This is a genomic window from Photobacterium ganghwense (assembly GCF_017329545.1).
In the GTDB taxonomy this organism is placed as follows: Bacteria; Pseudomonadota; Gammaproteobacteria; order Enterobacterales; family Vibrionaceae; genus Photobacterium; species Photobacterium ganghwense.
In genome coordinates this window covers 1,874,629-1,897,010 of the sequence record NZ_CP071325.1, presented here as the reverse complement: position 1 = coordinate 1,897,010, position 22,382 = coordinate 1,874,629, and the positions used below count along the sequence as shown (strand labels likewise).

General features: G+C 48.9%; 19 protein-coding genes and 1 tRNA gene. 9 read left to right on the top strand and 11 right to left on the bottom strand.

What is annotated here, in order from left to right; translation table 11 throughout:
* Nucleotides 1-78 precede the first annotated feature (78 nt).
* A complete protein-coding gene (locus FH974_RS08725) occupies nt 79-348 on the top strand; it encodes a hypothetical protein (protein WP_047885532.1) in 270 nt (89 codons plus the stop codon).
* 317 nt (nt 349-665) lie between these two features.
* Here FH974_RS08725 and FH974_RS08720 read toward each other — a convergent pair whose 3' ends face one another.
* The 3 genes from FH974_RS08720 to FH974_RS08710 all read right to left on the bottom strand — a co-directional run bounded on the left by FH974_RS08720 (nt 666) and on the right by FH974_RS08710 (nt 3,199).
* Nucleotides 666-1,343: a SanA/YdcF family protein gene (locus tag FH974_RS08720; RefSeq protein WP_047885531.1), complete on the bottom strand. Its 678-nt coding sequence runs from the start codon at nt 1,341-1,343 to the stop codon at nt 666-668.
* 321 nt (nt 1,344-1,664) lie between these two features.
* Nucleotides 1,665-1,741 (bottom strand) — tRNA-Pro (locus FH974_RS08715).
* Between the two features lie 426 nt (nt 1,742-2,167).
* The gene (locus tag FH974_RS08710; protein WP_047885530.1) at nt 2,168-3,199 is read right to left on the bottom strand and encodes a ribonuclease T2 family protein; all 1,032 of its coding nucleotides are present in this window, start codon (nt 3,197-3,199) and stop codon (nt 2,168-2,170) included.
* A gap of 437 nt (nt 3,200-3,636) precedes the next feature.
* On the opposite strand from FH974_RS08710, the gene FH974_RS08705 reads away from it, so the two are divergent.
* From FH974_RS08705 to FH974_RS08695, 3 genes are all read left to right on the top strand, one after another.
* Nucleotides 3,637-3,945, top strand: a complete 309-nt coding sequence (locus FH974_RS08705; protein WP_047885529.1) for a hypothetical protein — start codon at nt 3,637-3,639, stop codon at nt 3,943-3,945.
* Nucleotides 3,946-4,380: 435 nt separating this feature from the next.
* Nucleotides 4,381-5,235: an ABC transporter ATP-binding protein gene (locus FH974_RS08700; protein WP_047885528.1), complete on the top strand. Its 855-nt coding sequence runs from the start codon at nt 4,381-4,383 to the stop codon at nt 5,233-5,235.
* Nucleotides 5,232-6,071, top strand: a complete 840-nt coding sequence (locus tag FH974_RS08695; RefSeq protein WP_047885527.1) for a hypothetical protein — start codon at nt 5,232-5,234, stop codon at nt 6,069-6,071. Before FH974_RS08700 ends, FH974_RS08695 begins: the two co-directional genes overlap by 4 nt.
* A 214-nt stretch (nt 6,072-6,285) precedes the next feature.
* Here FH974_RS08695 and FH974_RS08690 read toward each other — a convergent pair whose 3' ends face one another.
* The 5 genes from FH974_RS08690 to FH974_RS08670 all read right to left on the bottom strand — a co-directional run bounded on the left by FH974_RS08690 (nt 6,286) and on the right by FH974_RS08670 (nt 12,942).
* Entirely contained in the window at nt 6,286-6,489 is a 204-nt protein-coding gene (locus FH974_RS08690) for a helix-turn-helix domain-containing protein (RefSeq protein WP_047885526.1), read from the bottom strand.
* A 100-nt stretch (nt 6,490-6,589) separates the two neighbouring features.
* Nucleotides 6,590-9,418 carry an Hsp70 family protein gene (locus tag FH974_RS08685; RefSeq protein WP_047885525.1) on the bottom strand — a complete coding sequence of 943 codons (2,829 nt, stop codon included), beginning with the start codon at nt 9,416-9,418 and terminating at the stop codon, nt 6,590-6,592.
* Between the two features lie 251 nt (nt 9,419-9,669).
* The gene (locus tag FH974_RS08680; RefSeq protein WP_047885524.1) at nt 9,670-11,505 is read right to left on the bottom strand and encodes an Hsp70 family protein; all 1,836 of its coding nucleotides are present in this window, start codon (nt 11,503-11,505) and stop codon (nt 9,670-9,672) included.
* The gene (locus tag FH974_RS08675; protein WP_207103702.1) at nt 11,505-12,131 is read right to left on the bottom strand and encodes a DUF2760 domain-containing protein; all 627 of its coding nucleotides are present in this window, start codon (nt 12,129-12,131) and stop codon (nt 11,505-11,507) included. The genes FH974_RS08680 and FH974_RS08675 overlap by 1 nt, the downstream gene beginning before the upstream one ends.
* A gap of 517 nt (nt 12,132-12,648) precedes the next feature.
* Complete coding sequence (locus tag FH974_RS08670; RefSeq protein WP_047885522.1) at nt 12,649-12,942, bottom strand: winged helix-turn-helix domain-containing protein; 294 nt, start codon at nt 12,940-12,942, stop codon at nt 12,649-12,651.
* A gap of 386 nt (nt 12,943-13,328) precedes the next feature.
* Here FH974_RS08670 and torE point away from each other — a divergent pair, with 386 nt between their 5' ends.
* From torE to lpxL, 5 genes are all read left to right on the top strand, one after another.
* A complete protein-coding gene (gene torE, locus FH974_RS08665; RefSeq protein ID WP_084712569.1) occupies nt 13,329-13,466 on the top strand; it encodes a trimethylamine N-oxide reductase system protein TorE in 138 nt (45 codons plus the stop codon).
* Nucleotides 13,467-13,610: 144 nt separating this feature from the next.
* Nucleotides 13,611-16,103 carry a nitrate reductase catalytic subunit NapA gene (gene napA, locus FH974_RS08660; RefSeq protein ID WP_047885521.1) on the top strand — a complete coding sequence of 831 codons (2,493 nt, stop codon included), beginning with the start codon at nt 13,611-13,613 and terminating at the stop codon, nt 16,101-16,103.
* 49 nt (nt 16,104-16,152) lie between these two features.
* Entirely contained in the window at nt 16,153-16,608 is a 456-nt protein-coding gene (locus FH974_RS08655; RefSeq protein WP_047885520.1) for a nitrate reductase cytochrome c-type subunit, read from the top strand.
* Between the two features lie 11 nt (nt 16,609-16,619).
* Complete coding sequence (locus FH974_RS08650) at nt 16,620-17,201, top strand: NapC/NirT family cytochrome c (RefSeq protein ID WP_047885519.1); 582 nt, start codon at nt 16,620-16,622, stop codon at nt 17,199-17,201.
* A gap of 392 nt (nt 17,202-17,593) precedes the next feature.
* A complete protein-coding gene (lpxL, locus tag FH974_RS08645) occupies nt 17,594-18,520 on the top strand; it encodes an LpxL/LpxP family Kdo(2)-lipid IV(A) lauroyl/palmitoleoyl acyltransferase (RefSeq protein ID WP_047885518.1) in 927 nt (308 codons plus the stop codon).
* Nucleotides 18,521-18,688: 168 nt separating this feature from the next.
* Here lpxL and FH974_RS08640 read toward each other — a convergent pair whose 3' ends face one another.
* The 3 genes from FH974_RS08640 to FH974_RS08630 all read right to left on the bottom strand — a co-directional run bounded on the left by FH974_RS08640 (nt 18,689) and on the right by FH974_RS08630 (nt 21,936).
* Nucleotides 18,689-19,528 carry a pirin family protein gene (locus tag FH974_RS08640; RefSeq protein WP_047885517.1) on the bottom strand — a complete coding sequence of 280 codons (840 nt, stop codon included), beginning with the start codon at nt 19,526-19,528 and terminating at the stop codon, nt 18,689-18,691.
* Between the two features lie 238 nt (nt 19,529-19,766).
* Complete coding sequence (locus tag FH974_RS08635; protein WP_047885516.1) at nt 19,767-20,408, bottom strand: DNA-J related domain-containing protein; 642 nt, start codon at nt 20,406-20,408, stop codon at nt 19,767-19,769.
* 235 nt (nt 20,409-20,643) lie between these two features.
* Entirely contained in the window at nt 20,644-21,936 is a 1,293-nt protein-coding gene (locus tag FH974_RS08630; protein ID WP_207103191.1) for an HAAAP family serine/threonine permease, read from the bottom strand.
* Nucleotides 21,937-22,382: the final 446 nt, after the last annotated feature.

Here is a 22,382-nt window from a genome sequence, read left to right as displayed (position 1 = left end):
CTATTGTTAACCAAAGAGCGCGCAAATGTTGTGCCTTTATCGGGTGGGTTTTTCTTTTTGTGAGTTGGTGTTCAGGGAATGTGTGGGAATATACCCATTGAAGCTGTCACCCATGAAACAGAAAGTATTCCCCGTCGCATCTTATGGGGTACACCGTCAGATATGTTAACAAAAAAGTCGTGGCGTAATGATGATGTTCGCCTGGCAGAAGGGCATCATTTGGATGAATCTGACCTGAACAACAATGTCAATACTTTGACTGGTGTTATGGACGCACAGCAGGTTTTTGGCGAAACAAGTGTGATCTTGCTCCAATTAAGGTTGGCACCTGATGAATACAGTATTTAGTTACTGTTATGCCTTATGTATCATAAGTAAAAAGGAATCATAATTAATATACAAAAAGGCTAGGGACACAATGAGTACAAAGAAGGTTTTGATGAAAAAGCGCATTCAGAGTGAAGTACAAACTCACATGCGTAGCGTAAGAGCAAAATTTATCAGATCCTTTGCCGACGGCTCTAAGGCGAAAGTCAATTGAACAGTATTTGTGATGAAAAACGCCACTGAAACTCAGTGGCGTTTTTGTATCCGTTAGTCAGCCGGTTCATCGAAAGGAATTGATGACACAGCATTATATTTACGTCAGCGTGTGCGTTGCGGGCTTACAGTGATGAATGTGGGGCATCCTGTTCAAGCCTTTGTTGCAAGATTGGCTCTTTCGGTCCCGGAAACTTCGGCTGCATATCTAGCACATAGATATCAATAACCGCTTTTACGCGTGCGAATACTTCCCTAACACGGATTTTCATTCCCGCAGCACCTTTGGGTTCAGGTACGGCCAGACAAATGGCATCGATGTTGTTTTGTTTAGCAATAAAGAGTGCCCGTTCGCAGTGAAAGCGCTGTGTGATAATGACAAAGTGGTCGGCATCGAACACACTTTTAGCGCGCACTACAGAGTCCAGCGTTCTGAACCCCGCGTAATCCAGCACGATGTTTTGATCCGGGATCCCGGCCTTCAATAAGTCCCGCTTCATGGTCCAGGGTTCATTGTAAGAACGATGGGCATTATCACCACTGAGTAGCAGCACATTTACCTTACCTAACTGGTACAGGTTTTGGGCGGCATTCATCCGGTATTGATAGTAGGGGTTCAGTGACTTCGCGATATATTTGCTGGTGCCCAGCACCAGACCGACTGAGCGGGCTGGGATATCTGCAGTATCTTCAAAAATTCGCGACGAAGCCTGAGACGTAAACCACCGATCAACAAGCAAGGCAGATGAGGCAAACAGAATCAGAAAAACAACACTGATGCGTAAGAAAAACAGCAGTTTCATAAAAGAAGTGGAACCATATATCTGTGAAAGCCTCATTACTATTCATCATTAGCAGCATGACTGAACAACATACGCTCAAGCCTGCTGTAAGTATACTACCTTAATTTATTGATAACTTTCTGTAAACTAACGGTCAGAATCGTCATCATGTCGCGACGGGATCTGCGGCATTATTAATCAGAGATGACTAAAATTTCACTGGTAACAAAGGATTGAGGAAAGGTACACAGAAAAATACCTTCAGCCGAAGGAGGCATGAAAAAGGTGCTCTGAAAGTGAATGTTGAGAGTAGGGAAGATGCATCAGAATAAAAAAGCCTTCTGGTCGGACATACTGGATTCGAACCAGCGACCCCTACTCCCCCAGAGTAGTGCGCTACCAGGCTGCGCTAATGTCCGCCAAAAGGCTTTATATTCATTACGTTAGTGCAAATGAGTGTACTCAAGAAAATAAAGAATGCAATAGCCTCTCCACGAGAAATTTAAGCTATCTCTCAGAACAGGTCGGTTGTTTGGTGAAAAATTCCCCATCTTATCTCTGGTTTGTAACTGTCTGGCTGTGTATGTCTGTTATTGGATATCTGGCTACTGGCTACTGGCTACTGGCTACTGATTGACTGATGATTGTGTGCCTGTCGTAAAAATGCAAGAGAAGCATTCGCGGTGTTTAATCAAACCATGACGAGGAGCGGCGCTAAGTAAGGATAGCGTGCTAAGGGTAGAAACAAATGCAGCCGGTAAGGCCATTACAGGCTGCATTCGTGTCATGGGAGAACATTTGTGTTGTGGGAAAATCAGGATTCCTGGCAATAACTGGGGGAGCGTTTAATCCTCGATGCGGATATTGGCCTGACAGTTCCCTCTGAACGCCTTGTCTTGTCCCCGTTTTTTAAAACCGGTCTGGGCAGAATATGCTTCAAGCTTGGCACGTAGTGTTGAGTGTTGTTCAAAATCATTCGGCAGTGAAAGGCGTATCTCTTGCAGATAATGACCGTTCAGGCAAGAAAGCTGAATACCTTGGGTTGCACTTTCGCCCAATGACGCAACCATCATCTCACGGAAGTGAGTTACAGGGACGGATTTGCCAATGTTAGCTTTAATGAATTGCCCTACCACAGACTGATCGACCTGTTGCACTAATTTTGTGGCCAATAAGAAATAGTCGTCATCTGCGCGGTTCTGGCAGGCACCGTGTTTCTTCCACTGGTATTCACCAAAGTCAGTTTCATAATAAAAGTTAGGCATCCAGGGAGCGATCGCTTTTATCGTGGAAGGTGAAAGGCGCATTGGCTCAGCGGGTTCACAGTACCCATATTGGGTGCCACAAACATTTCGATTCGGCCATAAACCGTGCAAGGTCAGATTATTAACAGTGAGTTTATTGTGGTTAATCGCACGGCATTCAGGTTTTTGATTGGCATTTTTGTTGTGCTCACAAAATCCTTTTTGCCAACTGACAGCCAGAACATAGGAGTCATGCTGGTTTGGAATCTGGCATTGGTTGTTTTGGCGTTTATTATTCTGAGATGCCGTAAATGGCGGCGACTGAGATTGTGTGAAATCCGCTTTACCGCAATTAAGGTTTACCCAGCGTTCTTGCGGGTGAGCACCAGGAATGGCCAACTGAACCCAGTCGCCATTTGGTTTGTTAAGCTGTAATGCCTGATAGGTGTTGCCGGAATCAGTGTACCAGTCGCCCGGGTTAGCTTGTTTCTTGATGGATTGAAAAGCCGGGCACCGTTCTGAGGCAGTGAACGATCCATTAACCTTAACTGAAGCGAAACTGGTAATTGGGACTAAACTGGCAATGAGCAGAAAAGCGAAATGTTTAATTGGACGAGTCTGTGAAATTGGCATGATTTAATTAGGCGCGTATGTATGGAAATATTTGCAGATATTATAGAGGATACGATTCATATAGATAAACTGTTGCCAAACAAACAAGTGTGAACCACACTCATTTTGAAAGAACAAAAACCTGCTACTACCTGAACGAAGGTTAATTTTGCAGAAATTTAAGTTCACATGTACAAGAAGTAGAGGTATCATCGGCCTGTCTAACCTTAGTGGTTTCTGATTGCCACGCTCTATGCTCTCAATGACAATGCTTTAAATGACGAGTGTCCTGCATATTGAATGTGGTTCAGAATGTTTGTCAAACCAGCTCAGTTCTGAGGCTGTGTTTTTTGTTGTGACTTTTCGATTATCAATTCCGTGCCTCGCTGAGAGTCAATCATATCTTCTGTCGATTCAGAATGAGCCGGATGTGGTATTCGGTTTAAGAGGTATAATTCATGGATAATTTTGCTGCCGCTGAAAAGGCGCTATCAGCGATGCTGAAAAGCGTTGATAGTAAATCAGGTTCAGTTAAAGAAGAGCGCGTTGATTACCGCCAGATATTGATTGATTTTGCTGATGAGGTTCCTGGTCGTCAGAAAGCTGTAATTAAGCGTATTCCATTACAGAAGATTAATAACTTGATTGCTGTGTTGCACGAGTTTAAAGAAGAGTCGCGTAAGGTTCGTATGAATGAGATCCTGGCGCAGATGGAAAAAGACGGGGTACACCCGGAAGAATTGCTGGAAAACAGCTACGAAGTATAAAACTGACTGCATATATTTAGTTAACGAGTTTTGAGCACCAAGTTCTGATTCGTGAATAAGAAAAAGATATCTTGTTCACCGATAATTAAGCCATTTAATTATCGATTTTCTGTTGCGTGTAATGCGTACACAGTTAACTCTCAATGAATTCTAATGATTAAAGAGAGTGATTTTCTCTTTACCTCTTACTTGGGCGCCAAATATGGTTTGGCGCTTCTGTCTTTTATTGTCTTTCCTTTGTCTGATGTAATATAAGTTTCTTACAATTGAAACGGACGCTGTCATCTTGCTCATTCTGTGCTATCAACTGAGCAATCTATCGGATTCTGTATATCAATTTAGGCTTGGTATAAACTAGTGCTTCAGCATTGATTGTGCCAAGAAATCTGGCCTGTCAAAAAATAAATGCAAAGAAAAAATATACAGGCGTAAAGTGTGGAAACTTTAATTAAAGCGAAACAACTGAGCAAATCTTATGGCCGGTTTAAAGCCCTGATGGATGTCAGTTTTGAATTGAAAGCCGGGCAGGTGATGGGGCTGCTTGGCCACAATGGTGCAGGAAAATCATCATTAATCAAAAGTTTACTTGGTGCCCATGATTTTGATGGCGAGCTTTCTGTTTTTGGGTTGTCGCCCCGTAAGGATCGGGTGAACATCGTCCGGGATCTGGCCTACATCTCTGATGTTGCCATGTTACCGGAGTGGATGACCGTGAAGCAGGTGATCAATTTTGTGTCCGGCGTGCACCCGAAATTCAGTAAAGACGCTGTTCATGAGTTTCTGAAAAAAACAAATATACAGTTATCAACCCGAATCTCTCGTCTGTCTAAAGGCATGAAAGTGCAGTTGCATTTAGGGTTGGTTATGTCGAGTCAGGCAAAAGTTCTGATTCTTGATGAGCCTACTCTGGGACTGGATTTAATGTTCCGTGAGACATTTTACCAGCACCTGATGCAATGGTTTGAGCAAGACGACCGAGCGTTAATTATTGCCAGCCACGAAGTTGATGAAATTGCCCATTTACTGACTGATGTGTTGATTTTAAAACGCGGCAAGCCTGTGTTTATGGGAACCATTGCCGATGCGGTTACTCAACTGACGAAAGTACAGTTATTGCCCGAGCAATACCATGCTGCAGAAGTGGCCCGCCCGGTTTGGATTCAACATGGGGCAAATTCTCGAGTGGGGTATTACCGCAATCAGCCCCCTGAAAAACTGGCTCGCTTAGGGGAACTCTCTATCCCAACGTTGGCAGAAGTGTTTTTGGCATTACAGCAGGAGGAACAATGAAAAGCTGGATGACGTTGCTACAGAAAGAACTGCTGGAATATCGAATCGTTATCAAGCTGCCGTTGTTTCTTGTCGTGTTTGCCGTGGTCAATTTTGCCATTGTTCTTAGCGGAGACAGTCAGGTGATGTTCTCTGTAAAGAGCTCGGGCGCGATGATTGACTGGGGAATCGAAGCGGATGCGTTTGCGGGACTCATCGGGAAATTGAATGAGTTGCTCGCCGGTATTGTTTCTTTAGTGCTGTTTTTTATTTATGTTCCGAAGACGATGCGTAAAGAAAAACAAGAGGGAAGTCTGATGTTCTGGCGTTCAATGCCTGTGTCTGACACGCTGGCAGTGGCGGCCAAGCTTTGTTTCGCGCTGGTGGTTATTCCCGCTATCTCTTCCGTTTTGTTGCTTAGCGCTGATGCCATTGTCTGGGTGCTGGCGTCGCTCTTTATGCCGCAGGACGTAATTGCCTCGCTGGGCATTTCAGTAACTGGTGCCGCAATGCACTGGATTGGTTATGTGACGCGCCTTGGCTTGATGAGCCTGGCATTATTGCCGATTGCCACCTTGCTGCTGGCAGTTTCTCAGCTGACACGTTATCCACTATTAACAGTGATTATGGCGATTGTTATCTTCAAGGTTGCGATGATTCAGGCGACGGGTTCAACGGAACTGGGAAGTCGACTCTCTGATATTTACTGGCTACCGGTAACCGTATTGACCAGCAGTGAACCTCTGCCCGCTTATTTGATGTTAGGCTGGTTGAACGCGATACTGCTGGTTGCTAGTGTACTGATGTTTCTGGCATCCGTCTGGTTACGCGGGCGAGACGAAATGCTACGTATGTGATAGCGACATTAGCCAGCAAACAGAGCCAGTTAGGACACACTTTTTGTGCCAGTGATGGTTTGCGGGTGCTTGTTTGCGAGTATTTATTTGTAGGTGCTTGCTAGTAGGTGTTTGCTTGCAGGAAACTGGCACTGTTTAGCACCTTGAACTGATAGAAATAAAAACGGAGAGCACTGCTCTCCGTTTTTATTTTCTTCCCTGTCAGCAACAGCGGTCAGGCTGTTGTGACACTCTTGATGTAGTCTACTTCACGCTTGTACTTACGAACATTACGTGACAGTGTGCCCTTAGGAACATCAAAGCGTTTCTCAGCTTCGTAGCTGGAAAGGCCTTCAAACACTACAGCTTCGACAGCAACGCGTTGATTGTCAGATTTAAAAATACGTTGTGCGATAATTTGGTATTGGGCTCGGTTCATCTGGTATTACTCGCTCGGCAAAAAAGGACTAAAATTGCTCAAAAGTAAAAAGTCGTTTTATTTATGCCACAGAGATTACCAGCCGAACCCTAACAGAACCTTAATCGAGCAAGCGAAGACCTGCTGGTAGTGCATCACCAAATACGCGTTTTGTTTCGCTTTCTGTCAGCATTTTCACGGAAGATACCATCTCAATCCAGCTTTCAGGTACTTTGCTGAGCTTCAGTTTTTCCAGTACAGCCTGACGGCTTTCATCATCCACATCCAGTGCCCGGTCACCGGTCATGCGGCACATCATAACGGCCGCAAAGGCGATGTTGGAATCATTGCGCCAATCGAGATCCATCAGCTCTGGTAAACAGTAGGCAACGTGCTGTGGTGTTAGCAGGTTATGCGCACTGCCATAAAACGGGCTACGCGTTGCAATCCGGCCAATGGCCCACCAATGTGCCTGAGCGAACTGGGGCTTCTGCAAGCGGCCGAAAAGCCACTCAATCAGCTGCAGTTTGTACTCAAACGGCAGGTTTTCCAGTGATGCTGCTAAACGAACCATGTCCTCGTAGCTGCGATCCTGCATTTCTTTAGCCAGCTTACTGTTTCGCAATGCCGACGGATTAATGTACTTGGCAATTTCCTTAAAAATCAGTTTTTGCTGTTCCTGAGTCAGCCCCCCGGCGACGCGCCGCCAGAAGGTCCACCAGTCGCTCCAGGTTTTCGGGTTATCAAACTGAATACCATGCTGGTAAAGCGACCAGATTTGCTCCATGCGCCATTCATCTGATGGGTAACCAAAACCGGGACGCATCGTAAATCCGGCCAGTTTTAGCCAGTTTCGTTCGTGTAAATCTGAACGGCGACGGCGCTTGCGGCTGTCGAGCAGAGCATTGGCCAGCTCTCGCAAACACGGCGTTTCCCAGCTATCTCGTTTCCCCAGTAATTTTTCCAGTTGTTTGTTGATGGTTTTGATGGCTTTTGGATCGGCCGTTTTGGTGCTGCCACCGTACACTTGTTTAATGAGTGCTACTGCGTCATCCATTTTGGCTGGTACACCGGACTCGGCCAGATTCGCGTGACCAGACTGATTCAGTTTTGCCAGATCTTTTCGGATGGCAAATTCGACTTTCCAGCGTTTGGTGTCGTCCTGGGTACTGACGCATTCCAGTTGCAGTGTTCCCACCTCGGTAAGCTGGCAGGCCAGGGTAACTTCCTCGCGATCTTTCTGGTTGGCAGCCAGTTCAGAGCGATCCCGCTCACTGTCGAGTGTGGCAATGAAAGGCGGCAGACTAACGAAGCTCTCATGATCGATAGGGTAAAGCTTGCCGGCTTGTGTGTGCTGATCGTCAGTGGAAGAAACAAGGTTGAAACGAACCGGTTCGCCCAGCGTCAGGGCAAATTTACGATCTTTCAGACGAATTTCAGTGCCTTCATCCAGCCCTTTCGGCAGCAAGCATAAGCCTTGTCTGTCTTTTTTCTTGTCATCCAGAACCAGAAAGAATGAGCGGGCTGAACCGCCACCGATTTTAAGCTGTGCCCCGTGACGGGCTTTGGCATACGCAACAGCACCAAAGGCGACGGCCAGATCCGGATGTGGATTCTCAAGCTCAGTGACAGTGTCACCTCGCCATGCGGAAAAGTTTTCCAGCACCCGCTCGGAGAGCAGTGGACTGTTAAACACACCGCCGTTAAGGATCACAGCGGCCGGAATTGCGGGTTGTTCTTTGGATAACTCAATGCCTTTTTCACGAAGAGATTCGCGGCAAACACTGTCGTGCAATGAGATAAACTGCGCCAGGTGTTTACTGATTGCCGGATCGGCAGCATAGGGCAGGCCAAACTCTACCACGGCAGCTTGACGATGGGCAGGCTGATCACTGAACGCAGTGCGAGGGAAAAAGCCATCAAGCGCAACTCCGTGTACTTCATCACGGGTTAGAGCCACACTTTTTGCTCCGCCAATCAGGCGTGAACCGCTGCCAAGCATGGTGATGTTGGCACTTTCCGGCGCGTTACCAGAGAGCAGACGTTCTTTGACTTTGCGGGTTTGCTGAATCAGCTTTGATAGTCCGGCGGCGCTGAGCTTTTTACTGTCGCCGTGAAGTCGTTTTTCAGCCAGATGTGCCAGAGCCAGGTCAATATTGTCACCACCCAGCATCAGGTGATCCCCGACACCGATACGATCCAATGTAAGTTTACCTGCTTTCGTACCGACTTTAATCAGGCTGAGGTCTGTGGTTCCCCCGCCGACATCGCAGACCATCAGCAACGGAATATCCTGCAGCAGATGCTCCGCCTGCGATTTATTCTGTGCATACCAGTCGTAGCAGACTGCCTGTGGCTCTTCCAATAACAGAATATTGGTTAAACCGGCCATGGCTGAGGCTTCCAGGGTCAGCGCACGGGCTGATTCATCGAAAGAAGCCGGCACTGTAATGACGACTTCCTGTCTGTTCAGTTTGGCATCCGGGTGGTGGTAGTCCCACGCCTGGCGTACATGGTTCAGGTAACTGGCACTGGCAACGACCGGAGACACTTTCTGCACGCTGGTGTTGGCAGACCAAGGCAGGATAGGCTCATTACGGTCAACGCCGGTGTGTGACAACCAGCTTTTTGCACTGACGACCTGACGGCCTTCTACTTTAGCGCCAAGTTCACGGGCAAAATCACCAATAATGGCATGAGGAATGTCACCGCGAACCGGCGTATTGTCCCACGGCAGCACCAGCTGTGACGGATCAATCTCACCGTCGGCAGGGTGGTACCGGAATGACGGAAGCAGCGGCTTACGGGCGACCTCTCCCGGAGCAATGAGCTGATCAATTTCAAATATCTTGATTGGACTCGATTCTAGATCGTCAGAAATCGGGGTGTAGGCAACAACGGTATGGGTTGTCCCGAGGTCAATACCGACAAGATAACGAGGGGATGACATGATTACTCCAGGCTGATCATTCAGTGTTCAGAACATGTAGGATTCAGTGCGGATACAGGTTTTGAAAATCACCTTATCAGGATGGGCTGAAAGGGGACTGACCGGAAACTGAATCTTCCTTATTCAGATTAGTATGCAAAAAGACAGCGGCCATTATAACGTTGTAAACCGGTCTCTGTTGAGTCAAATCTTTGATTACAATAACGAACGGTAAGAAAAACGGCGCATTAAGCGCCGTTTTATGGAGGGGATTACTTGTCGCGAACGTCGAATTCGACCTGCCATTTCTGGCCGCCGTCAGTCGGAATCGCTTCCAGGCACAAAGTACCCAGTTCAGTCACACGAGAAGCCAGACGAACAGGGACCACTTCACCTGCAGTACGACCTTCAGAAACTGGCAGGGTAACCTGAATCGCAGGCAGCTCTTCCAGTTCTTCCGGTTGCCACCAGTCCAGATGGGTGCCGGCCGGGTCTTCTCGGCGAACCGTTGAGCCAAAGAATTTGAACTGAACCGGCTGACCGATCACCAGACCAAATTCACGGCTTGGGACGTCGGCATGAGTGCCTTCTTCCATCCCAAACGGTGCCACACACAGAGCTTCCAACGGTGGCTCCATGCCCGGAATTGCAGGCATTGAACTTTCGATACCTACGTAGTAGCTGCTTGCAATACCGCCACGGATACGAACGCCTTTGCCTTTGCGCACCGAACCGTAGTAAGAGGCGCCGCTTGCAACGGCCAAGTCCAAATCCACACCCTGCAGGCGCTTCGCTTCCGGGCTGCCTGCGGTGGTCAGCCAGCTGTTGATGATGGACATCAGACGCTGTGACAGCAGATCCGATTTCAGAACGCCACCGTTAAACAGAATCGCGGTCGGGCGAATGAAATCTTCGTGCAGTTGGTCGTATTTCTCAAACAGCTCATCAACCGCAGAAGATTGACGGCTCAGGAAGCCGGCAACATGACGGGAAATCGCTGCATCCTGTGCGTATGGCAGACCCATCTGGGTCAGTGCACCACGCTGCATTTCGACAGGATGTTCGTTAACGCTGTTGCGTGGGAAGAAGCCTTCAACCAGTGTCTGTTGGACTTCTTCCTGAGTCAGTTCAGTCTGCAGTGTGCCGCCCAGTAGCTTCGAGCCACGGCTAGGCACCACGATCGGCATCGTTTTCAGCTCTGGGTCGCTCAGCAGTGCTTCTTTCGCATCACGACAAGCGTGTGTGATGGCCTGAATCTGCCATGGTTGAAGCTGCTTGCCTTCCTGCGCCAGTTTCATTTTCAGACGGTAAGCCAGCGCCAAATCCATGTTGTCGCCACCCAGCAGGATGTGATCGCCGACTGCAACACGGTTCAGTACCAGATTGCCGTCTTCTTCAGTGACGGCAACCAGTGAAAGGTCAGTAGTACCACCACCGATATCAACAACCAGAACCACGTCGCCGACAGAAACCTGGTCACGCCAGTTTTCTTCATTGTTTTTCAGCCAGCTGTATACCGCGGCTTGTGGCTCTTCCAGCAACGTCATGTGTCGGAAACCGACTTCGCGGGCCGCATCGGCGGTCAGGTCGCGGGCTGCCGGATCAAACGAGGCCGGTACCGTAATGGTCACGTCTTGATCAAACAGCGGAGAGTCAGGGTGCTGGTGATTCCATGCATCAGCCAGGTGAGACAGGTACTGACGGGTCGCTTCCAGTGGCGACACCTTCTCAACTTCTTCCGGGCTGTTCAGCGGCAGAAACGCATCACGGCGGTTTACGCCGCCATGGCACAGCCAGCTTTTTGCACTGGCAACCAGACGGATAGGGGTCTTGCTGCCTAATTGGCGAGCCATGGCACCGACGATGGCTTTCGGTTGACCGTTCCAAGGCAGGGCCGTGTCGCCCGGTGCCAGTTCAGACTCGTGAGCCTGATACATAAAAGACGGCAGCTGATCTTTTTCTTCGACATTACCTGGCGTAGTCAGCTGGGCAATCGGCATCACATTGACGCGAGCATCTTCATCTTGCAGATCAACGTAAGATAAAACGCAGTGTGTGGTACCCAGGTCGATACCGACACTGTAACGGTGTTCTTGTGTTTCGTGCATTACAGTTCTACCTCAGCGGCGGCAATGATACGCGCATCATGACCTTCTGCCAGTTTAGGCAGTTTGACGTCAGTGACTCTCCAGCCGCGGTGGATTAATGTTCCGGTAAATGGCGCTTCACCAACAACATTGCCGGTCAGACGAACTTCTGATGCATTAAAGCCTTGTGGCAGGGTAATGCGGGTTTCTTCGTCTTCGCTACGCACTGGGGCAAAGCTGAAGTACTCGTTCAGTACTTTCTGGCCACCTTCGTGAATAACGCGCGCAGCAGCACCGATTTCAGCATCGGCAAAGCCTTTCAAATCTTCTTGCATGAAGTCGATGAAACGGGCTTCCTGCTGAAGCAGTGAAAGTAACTGAAGTGCCGCATCAGGCGTGGCGGTTTTCAGTTTTGGTTCAACTTCGACGATCTTTTCGACTTCAACCACTTTTTCAACTTCAACAATCTTCTCGACGGGTATTTCAACCTCGACCAGTTTCTCCACTTCCTTTTCAACGACTTTCTCGATTTCTACCGGTTTGCCTTTTTTGGCGACGTACAGCACCAGAAGAACAACGACAAGACCTGCCAGCCAGGCGTGACCCATGTCGATAGTTGTCGGCATTGCCGATAGATCCACAGTCAGATTAGAAAAATCAAAAGCCATATTCCGTATTCTCTATAAACAGTGAGATTCTTATTCAAAATTAGGGCGAATCTTATCATAATCAGGGTGCATTACATCTAAGCCTGTCATTTTTTTGCCCTAATTAAATCAATTCGTTTCGCTGTCGCTCACTTTACCATCAAAAATCTCTGACAAAGCTCTGTCATCGCGGAAAAATACGCATGCTAATCTGCCCGGTCGGCCACAAGATGCGTATCCCTTTTCAGTTTTAGCGTATCTGGCTGGGTTTGCAGGAAAATGTTTACGGATTATGCCTCCGTTGCCGGTTGTTTTTGGCAATGAGGCTAATGCAGTGGAATCAAAACATGCTTTGCCCGTCTGACGTGAGCCGGGCAAAGAGCGTGCAGAGTTAAGTTAGCGGAGTGACGTTAATTGCGCGGCTAAGAGTGCAATGAATAGTTTAGCTAAAGGTGCAAGTAAAGGTGCAAGCCAGGACGCAAACACGCGGATTGGCCTCGCTGGCGAATCCGGGATGTTACGGGTAGTCCAGCACCATTTTGATGTCGCTCAGATTGTCATGAATCCAGTGTTTGTTAATGGCACCCCATTCTTCAATCACATACATGCCGCTTCGATTGCGTTCACCTTGCGCCTGCTTAAACGTGCAGACAATATCTAGATCAGCAAGGCTTTTGATGGTGTCCTGCGCTGTACGGCGCGGCATACCGGTGTATTCCAGTAACCCCGGCACCGTGGCGATGCCGTTATCTATCAGGTATGCCACATAAAGGCGGCGGTAAAAGCTGGTTTTGGTCTTGCTAATTGTCATTTCAGACGGTCCTTCTTGAAAAATCCTTATTGCGTCGCCTTTGTTATTGCCCGGCATTTCCCTTCGCATACCTGATGGAATTCTGTTTGGCTGAACAGTTTGTGAACGCGTTTTTCTCAGCCTGAACATTTATCGTCAGGGTGCCTATAAAACAAATGGTTAGCAGGTGTTTAGGCTGTAAATAAGCCTATCACTGAAATGGGTCCGGCAACAGTCCATTCTCATTGTATCGAGGTTCTTTGTCTTGATCGCTTTTCTACCGTGCGTCAGCGCCGATCGGCTACCCCTTTAGTCCTAATTCCCGCCTGACTAAGTTATCAAATTCTCAGAAGCTAACTAGAGTTAAACATAATAAACCGATAGGGAATGGATATTGGGATATCACTATGAGTGACGCAAATCGTCGAGGCTCAGAGCTGAAAGCCTTCCTGTTTATCACCGTTATTTTGTTTCCTGTATTGGCGGTCGCTGTGGTTGGTGGCTACGGCTTCCTAGTGTGGTTTTTACAGGTCATGGCGGGATAAACACTTAGCGCCAAATGAAAAAACAGCTAAAGAGCGAGTTTACAGAGCCTACTATTAGCCTTGGTCAGCCATTGAGCCTACAGCCGATTGCTGATCAGGCACAGCAGATTGTCAGCATAGATTAAGCAGCAGAGTGAGGACGCAATGAAATGTTCACGGCGTAACTTTATCAAAGCGCAGGCCGCCGCATCGGCTGCTGCCGCTGCTGGTATCTCCATACCGGTTGTGGCCAGTAATGTCGTTACCGATGCCAGCAAAACGCAAATCACCTGGGAAAAGGCACCCTGCCGGTTTTGCGGCGTGGGGTGTTCGGTGAATGTCGGGGTGAAGGACGACAAGGTGGTGGCCACTCATGGCGATATTAAGTCGCCGGTAAACCGCGGCCTGAACTGTGTGAAAGGATACTTCCTCTCCAAAATTATGTACGGGGAGGATCGCCTGACGCAGCCGTTGCTAAGAATGAAAAACGGCAAATTTGATAAAGAGGGTGATTTTACGCCAATCACCTGGGAGCAGGCGTTCGACATCATGGCTGAGAAATGGAAAGCGACCCTCAAAGCCAAAGGCCCAGAGGCCATCGGGATGTTTGGTTCCGGCCAATGGACGATTTATGAAGGCTATGCCGCGTCAAAGTTAATGAAAGGCGGGTTCCGTTCAAACAACATTGAACCCAATGCACGACACTGTATGGCTTCTGCCGTTGTGGGGTTTATCCGCACATTTGGTATCGATGAGCCTATGGGCTGTTATGACGACATCGAAGAAGCAGATGCCTTTGTGCTGTGGGGATCGAACATGGCAGAAATGCATCCGATCCTGTGGACTCGGGTGACTGACCGGCGTCTGTCGAATCCGCATGTTAAAGTCTCTGTGCTGTCGACGTTTGAGCACCGTAGCTTCGAACTGGCCGATATTCCGATTGTCTTCACCCCGCAGACGGATTTGGCCATTCTCAATTTTATTGCCAACTACATCATCACCAACGACAAAGTGAACCATGACTTTGTAGATAAGCATGTCAATTTCCGCCGTGGGGCGACCGATATCGGCTATGGTCTGAGACCGGATAACCCATTGCAGCAAAAAGCCAAAAATCCGGACAGCGGCGAATCGGATCCGATGACCTTTGATGAATTCAAAAATTTCGTGGCGGAGTACACCGTTGAAAAGGTCAGCGAAATGTCGGGTGTACCACAAAACCGGTTGATTGAACTGGCTGAGCTGTACGCCGACCCGGAAACCAAAGTGACCTCGTTCTGGACGATGGGATTTAACCAGCATACCCGCGGTGTCTGGTGTAACAACCTGGTGTACAACATTCACCTTCTGACCGGGAAAATTTCGACTCCGGGCAACAGTCCATTTTCACTGACCGGGCAGCCGTCAGCATGTGGTACTGCGCGTGAAGTCGGGACATTTGCGCATCGACTGCCTGCTGATCTGGTCGTAACCAATCCGGAACACCGTAAAACAGCTGAAAAAATCTGGAAACTGCCGGAGGGAACCGTTCCTGAAAAGGTAGGGGCTCATGCGGTGCTGCAAAGCCGGATGCTCAAAGACGGTTTGATTAATGTTTACTGGATTCAGGTTAACAACAACCTCCAGGCCGGGGCGAACATCAATGAAGAGACCCTGCCGGGGTATCGCAATCCGGATAACTTTATCGTGGTGTCGGATGCCTACCCGACGGTCACGGCGCAGTCAGCCGATCTGGTATTGCCAACGGCCATGTGGGTCGAAAAAGAGGGGGGATATGGCAATGCCGAACGCCGTACCCAACTCTGGCACAAGATGGTCGATGCACCGGGAGAGTCCAAGTCAGATCTCTGGCAGTTGATGGAATTCTCCAAACGCTTCAAGACCGATGAGGTGTGGCCGAAAGATCTGTTAGATGCCAACCCTGCGTATAAGGATAAAACGCTGTTTGACGTGCTGTTCGTTAACGGTCAGGTGAATCAGTTCCCGCTGGAAGAGATTGCCGAAGGTCGCAGTAATGACGAATCGACCGAATACGGTTTCTATGTCCAGAAGGGGCTGTTTGAAGAATACGCCCAGTTCGGACGCGGTCACGGTCATGATTTGGCACCGTTTGAGCGATACCACGAAGAACGCGGGCTGCGCTGGCCGGTCGTCGACGGTAAAGAAACCTTATGGCGATTCCGAGAAGGCTCCGATCCGTATGTGAAACCCGGAACCGGTTTTGAATTTTACGGAAAACCGGATGGCAGGGCTGTGATTTTTGCGCTGCCTTATGAGCCGCCGGCGGAAAGTCCTGATAAAGAGTATGACTTGTGGCTCTCAACCGGACGGGTGCTGGAGCACTGGCATTCCGGTTCAATGACCCGACGTGTACCGGAATTGTACATGGCTTATCCGAATGCACAGGTCTTCATGCATCCGGAAGATGCCCGTACCAGAGGTCTGCGACGGGGTGATGCGGTGAAAGTGATATCGCGGCGAGGTGAGATCATTACTCGGGTTGAAACCCGGGGACGGAATAAACCGCCGAAAGGTCTGGTGTACGTGCCGTGGTTTGATGCCAGTCAGCTCATCAACAAGGTGACACTGGATGCAACGGATCCGTTATCCAAACAGACCGATTTCAAAAAATGCGCCGTTAAGGTCGTGAAGGCCTGATACCGAGAAGAGCATACCCAACAGCCAAGCATTGGCTCAGGAGCCTGCTATGAACCGCATCATAATGCTGATGATATTGCTGTTTACTACCGGAGTGATTGCCGCCACCACTGTGATCAAGGGCGATGAGCTGGCGACGCTGCGTAAGTTTGCTCTGGTGGGCGAACCAGAGCCGCCGGCAATGAACAATACACTCAACACCGACCGGATACCGAAACGCAATTATCCGATGCAGCCGCCGGTGATCCCGCACAAGATCGATAATTATCAGGTCGATCTGAATGCCAACAAATGTATGGCCTGTCATGCTCGCAGCCGGGTGGAAGAAACACAGGCCCGCATGATCAGTGTGACGCACTATATGGACCGTGACGGTAACTTTCTGGCAGAGCTTTCGCCCCGGCGCTACTTCTGTCAACAATGCCACGTGGTGCAGACAGATGCTAAGCCTGCCGTCGGGACCACTTTTTCTGATCTCGATACATTGCTAGATCAGCAAGAGTAACGGAGGATCCTATGTGGCAATGGATTAAGAAGTGGTGGGGAATCATACGCTCACCGGCGAAATATTTCAGTCTGGGCTTCCTTACTCTTGGCGGATTCATCGCCGGGATCATTTTCTGGGGGGCATTCAATACCGGGATGGAACTGACCAACACCGAACCTTTCTGTGTCAGTTGTCATGAAAACAATGTTTATCAGGAAATACAGGGCACGATCCATTTTACCAACCGAACCGGGGTGAGGGCGATTTGCTCTGACTGTCATGTACCTCACAACTGGACGGATAAAATGGCGCGTAAGATGCAGGCATCCAAAGAAGTGTGGGCCTGGATAACCGGTGCGATTTCGACCAAAGAAAAGTTTGATGCCCGTCGTCTGCACATGGCTGAGCGTGAGTGGACCCGAATGAAGAAAAATGATTCGCTGGAGTGCCGTAACTGCCATGAGTTCAGTTATATGGACTTCACCCGTCAATCATCACGGGCATCCACACAACATTCAAGCTCCCTGGCTGATGGCTCAAAAACCTGTATTGATTGCCACAAAGGGATTGCTCACCGTTTGCCGAATATGAGTGGTGTGGAAGGATTTTAATGGATTTATTATCTTAGAGATATGTGATGAGGCTGCAGGATGCAGCCGCCTGATTTATGCTCGTATTCAGCAAGCGCTTTCTGCAATACGCTCTCTGTAGCACGCGATCTGCAAACGACTGTCGTCAGGTTTGCACCGTGACGGCATCCGCCGTGTCATTCTGAGTCATCCCTTTTTCTGCCTCTGTTTCGTTTGATTGTCCGCATTATTGTGAACCGGTGAAGCAGGTTACTGCTAGGGTTGGTTCGGAAAGGCACCTTCCCCTTTATGTGAAGGTGTTAAGCCTTGCATGACCGGGGGCAGCAGCATAAAATTTGCTGTTCAGTTTACGCTTCAGACTCTTACCGATGACTGGGTGCGATAACAATAAAGACAACGGGACAGCGATTCTAATGAGTAAATTTACAGCTCCTACTTTCACCAAGGCGCTTCTTCATCCGCGTTACTGGCTGACACTGGTCATGATTGGTCTGATGTATCTGATCAGCTGGCTTCCTTATTTCATCCAGTTCCGTCTGGGTCAGTTGCTGGGGCGGTTGGGGATTCGTTTGCTGAAAAAACGCCAGAAAACCATCGTTCGAAATCTGGAGCTGTGTTTTCCTGAGATGTCGCAGGAAGAGCGCGACGAGATGGTGAAAAAGAACATTGATAATACCGGTCTGGCGTTGTTCGAAACCGGCATGGCCTGGTTCTGGCCGGATATTCGTGTGCGCCGCCATGTAACCTATGAAGGTATGGAACATATCCGTCAGCTGGAAGCGGAAGGCAAAGGCGTGCTGCTAGTTGCTTGCCACTCCCTGAACCTTGAACTGGGTGCGCGTGCTTTTGGTATGCAAACGCCGGGGGTTGGGGTGTACCGTCCTAATAAGAACCCGTGCTTTGACTACTTTCAGTTTAAAGGCCGCGTGCGTTCTAACAAATATATGATTGATCGTAAAGACGTAAAAGGGATGCTGCGAGCGCTGCGCACAGCAGAACGTGTGTGGTATGCACCTGACCATGATTACGGTCGCCGCCGTTCAACCTTTGCGCCACTGTTTGCAGTAGAGAAAGCGTGTACCACCACAGGTACCAGCCTGCTGGTGGACGCCTCGAAATGTGCTGTGGTGCCGTTTGCGATGGTCCGCAATACCGATTCTGGTCAGTACACGCTGAAGGTTTTCCCGCCATTGGACGCCTTCCCGCACAATGATCCGGATGCAGCGGCTGCGTATACCAATAAAGCGATTGAGCGTTCTATCATGGAAGCGCCAGAGCAGTATATGTGGTTGCATCGCCGATTCAAAACGCGTCCTGAAGGCGAGCCGTCGCTTTACTGAGTGCGCTGACAGCATTTCAGGTTATCTAAACTAAAGTTGTGAAAAAAGCTTCCCACTGTGGGAAGCTTTTTTATTTCTAAACAGCCAACTATGGCGATGACCGTGGTGACAAGGCTGTTATGGAAAGCCAATGGTGACTGCTTCGTCGGGTTTTACATTTGCTACGAACTAAACAAACTGACCGTTTTGATAATCGGTGATGGCTTGTTCAATTTCTTCCAGTGAGTTCATGACAAACGGCCCATAGTGAACAACCGGCTCATTCAGCGGCAGTCCGGAGAGTAAAAGCAGACCGGTATCCTGTTTCGCGCTAACTTCGATACCTTCGCCATGATCGAGTACAGCAAGTGTGCCGGCATCAATGCTGACCCCCTTGATTTCAGCCTCCCCGCGATAGACATAGATCAGTGCCTGAAAATCCGGGTTCAGGCAGCTGGTCAGTACTTCGCCACGGCTGGCATGCCAGTCTGCGATGGTCGTAGCAACCCCGGTTTTCTGCAGCGGGCCGGTCAGGGTCGTACCGCGAATGGTCAGATCCCCGGCGATCACCCGGATCAGGCTGTTGTCGTTGAGGGCGTGCTCCGTGATCATTTCGGGCTGAAAATCTGCGTAGTCAGCCGGTTGCATTTTCTTGGCGGCGGGCAGGTTTATCCAGATCTGGAAACCGTGCAACTGGCCCGCTGTCATGATTGGCATCTCGCTGTGAATCACGCCACGTCCGGCAGACATCCATTGCGCGCCGCCGTCACGTAACTCGCCGACATTACCCATATGATCTTTGTGCTGAAAATGACCATTTAACATGTAAGTCAGGGTCTCAATGCCACGATGGGGGTGCGGAGGAAAGCCACCGATGTAATCGTCAGCACTGGTTGATTTTAGCTCATCGATCATCAGGAAAGGAGAGAACACCGGGTTATCAAATCCTGCTACACGTTGAATTTTAACGCCGTCACCATCTGCTGATGGGTGAGAACGAATGAGCTGTTTGACGTGTCGAATTGCCATGGTGGCCTCCTGAATGCGAATTTGCTCTGATACGGCATGTAATCGTTATGCACACAGTGTAGAAAGCATTAGGGCAGACATACAGAGGGCTGAAACGAACAGCTTGTTTCAAAAATTTGAATGACTTTGTATAACGCGTTTAATCAAAGGCAAGCTTCAGATAACGCAGTATTTATCGTGGGAGGCTACTGGGTTGCTCAGAAGATGTGGAGTAGAGGTTTACGCTTAGAGACACACGCTAGGCCGGGGTGCTGACACGCAAGCGTTGCCAGACGACGTACAGTGACCTAAATTGCTCTGCGTTACCGTTCGGGCGATCCGGATGCCATTTCAGCGCCAGTTGTCGCCAGCGTTTACGTACGTCGTGTGCTGAAGCGTTGTTGCTAAGGCCGAATGCTTGTAAATCATCTTCCAGGCTTGTGGCTGATGCTGTGGCTAATCCTTGATAGGCAGCATAGCGTGTCCAGAAGTCAGTCAGCAGATGCTGAATTTCTTCTGAGTCCAAGGTGTAGTGCTGCCAGTCAAGGTAATAATCACGCAGTGAATCACTTGCGTATGGCAGGGTTGCGTTCGCTTGCCCGATTTCTTGCGCGGACTGCAGGCGGATATTCATGGCATCAACCTGCAACCATTGCGCTGGCAGCAACAAGTTCTGCAACTGATACAGCGCATTCATGATCAGAAAATTGGTTTTGAACAGATGCTGATAGTCATCATTGTCGAGTCGGGTAAGCAATTTCCTGGCGCTTAACTCCGCCGCGAGAGTATGGATTTTCCACCCTTCAGACTGATTGCAGAGCAGATTGTATATCGGCCAGACAAACGGGTTTTCATATTGATCTGGTGTGGGTACTGAGGGCTGTGGTTGAGGCTGTAGCATAAACGCTCATGTCCAAAAATCAGTGTAGTAGGCTATCAGAGCCGACCGGGTAAGCTCAAGCCCGGATGTTGATGTAGGGCAAGGGGGATTAAATGTTGGGCTAAGTGGCTGCAGAAAAAGTGTGCTAAGAGTGCCCGGCTAAAGGGCCAATAAAATGTAGAAGAAAAAAGAACAATATGAAGAAGTTGATGATGAAAAAAAACAGTAAAGGCCATCCGAAGATGGCCTCTGATCATTATTGCGCCAGCGAGTAGAAAATCGCTGAGATTGAAATCAGACCGATCACGACGATGAAAATATTGCTCAGCGCACCGGAGTATTTGCGCATAGCCGGAACTTTCTGAATCGCGTACATCGGCATGATGAACAGCAGCATAGCGATGATCGGGCCGCCCAGGCTTTCAATCATACCCAGAATGCTCGGGTTGATAGTGGCAACCGCCCAAGACGAAACCAGCATGAACAAGGCAGTCACCGTGTTCAGGGTTTTATCACCGACCGTTTTACCACGACCACGTGCCATTTTAATCATCAGACCTTTCAGACCTTCGCTTGCACCCAGGTAATGGCCCAGGAACGATTTGGTGATCGCGATAATCGCCACAACCGGTGCCGCGTAAGCAATGATCGGCGTATCAAAATGGTTCGCCAGGTAAGTCAGGATCGAAACATTCTGCGCTTTGGCTTCCGCCAGGTTAGCCGGAGACAGGCTCAGCACACAGCTGAATACGAAGAACATGACTGTCACGACCATCATGATATGGCTGCGGGCCAGAATGCGTGAACATTGCTGCTCTGCCTGTGCGCCGTGTTCTTTCTGGGTTGCGACTGCGAACGATGAGATAACCGGTGAGTGGTTAAAGGAAAATACCATCACAGGCAGAATTAGCCAGACAGCCATCATAATAGATGACACACCATTTTCAGCCGGAATCACGTTGTTAAAAATTGCACCGTTCCAGTAAGGAACCAGATACAGCGCCAGCATGAGCAGCACCGCAACAAACGGGAACACCAGTACACTCATGGCTTTAACAATCAGCTGCTCGCCCAGTCGGACAATTGCCATCAGGCCGATAATCAGCATGAAGGCCAGCAATGCGCGGGCTGGTGGCTCAATGCCAAGCTGGTATTGCATGAAGCTTTCAACGGTATTCGTCAAGGCGACACTGTACACCAGCAGAATCGGATAAATGGCAAAGAAGTAGAGCAGGGTGATCACTTTACCCATACCTGTACCAAAATGCTCTTCAACCACTTCAGTGATATCGGCACCCGGGTTGGAACTGGACAGCACAAAGCGTGTCATTCCGCGGTGGGCAAAGAATGTCATAGGTAGCGCCAGAACAGCCATCACCAACAGAGGGATCAGACCGCCGACACCGGCATTAATTGGCAGGAACAGAGTACCAGCGCCGACAGCTGTGCCATAAAGGCCAAGTACCCAAAGTGTATCGCTTTTTTTCCAAGTTGGTTTTGTGTTGCTTGTAATTTGAGAATGAACTGTATTTGTTTTCACAGTGCCCATAATGGACATCTCCTTTATAGGTATTATTTATTAGCCTTAAAGGGTTCACACTGTGTACCTTCCCTGCTTTGCCATCATAAAAAGTTATCTGGCAAAGGAATATGAGCAGCCTGAAAAAGATTTTTTCATCTGGAATGATAAAGAAGCGTGCTGGGGAGTTAACAGTTTCAATTTCCTGAAATGTTAGGGGTGACGTCCTGGGTCTGGCGATATTGTTTCCATACAAGTAGAACGCTACTTGGTCATTTTCGCTCTATATTTCTTATTATCTACCTTTAATCAACAACAATTTGAACCCTAAATAGGACACAGAAAGTATATGGGATTAGCTATCTAACACCTATGTATTTTCGACTCTGGCTGCGCTGTTTGCATAAAATTACAGCATATGTAGATCCCCCTGATAATCAGGGTTATAGGCAGTTATGTATAAGGGTAACTAATTG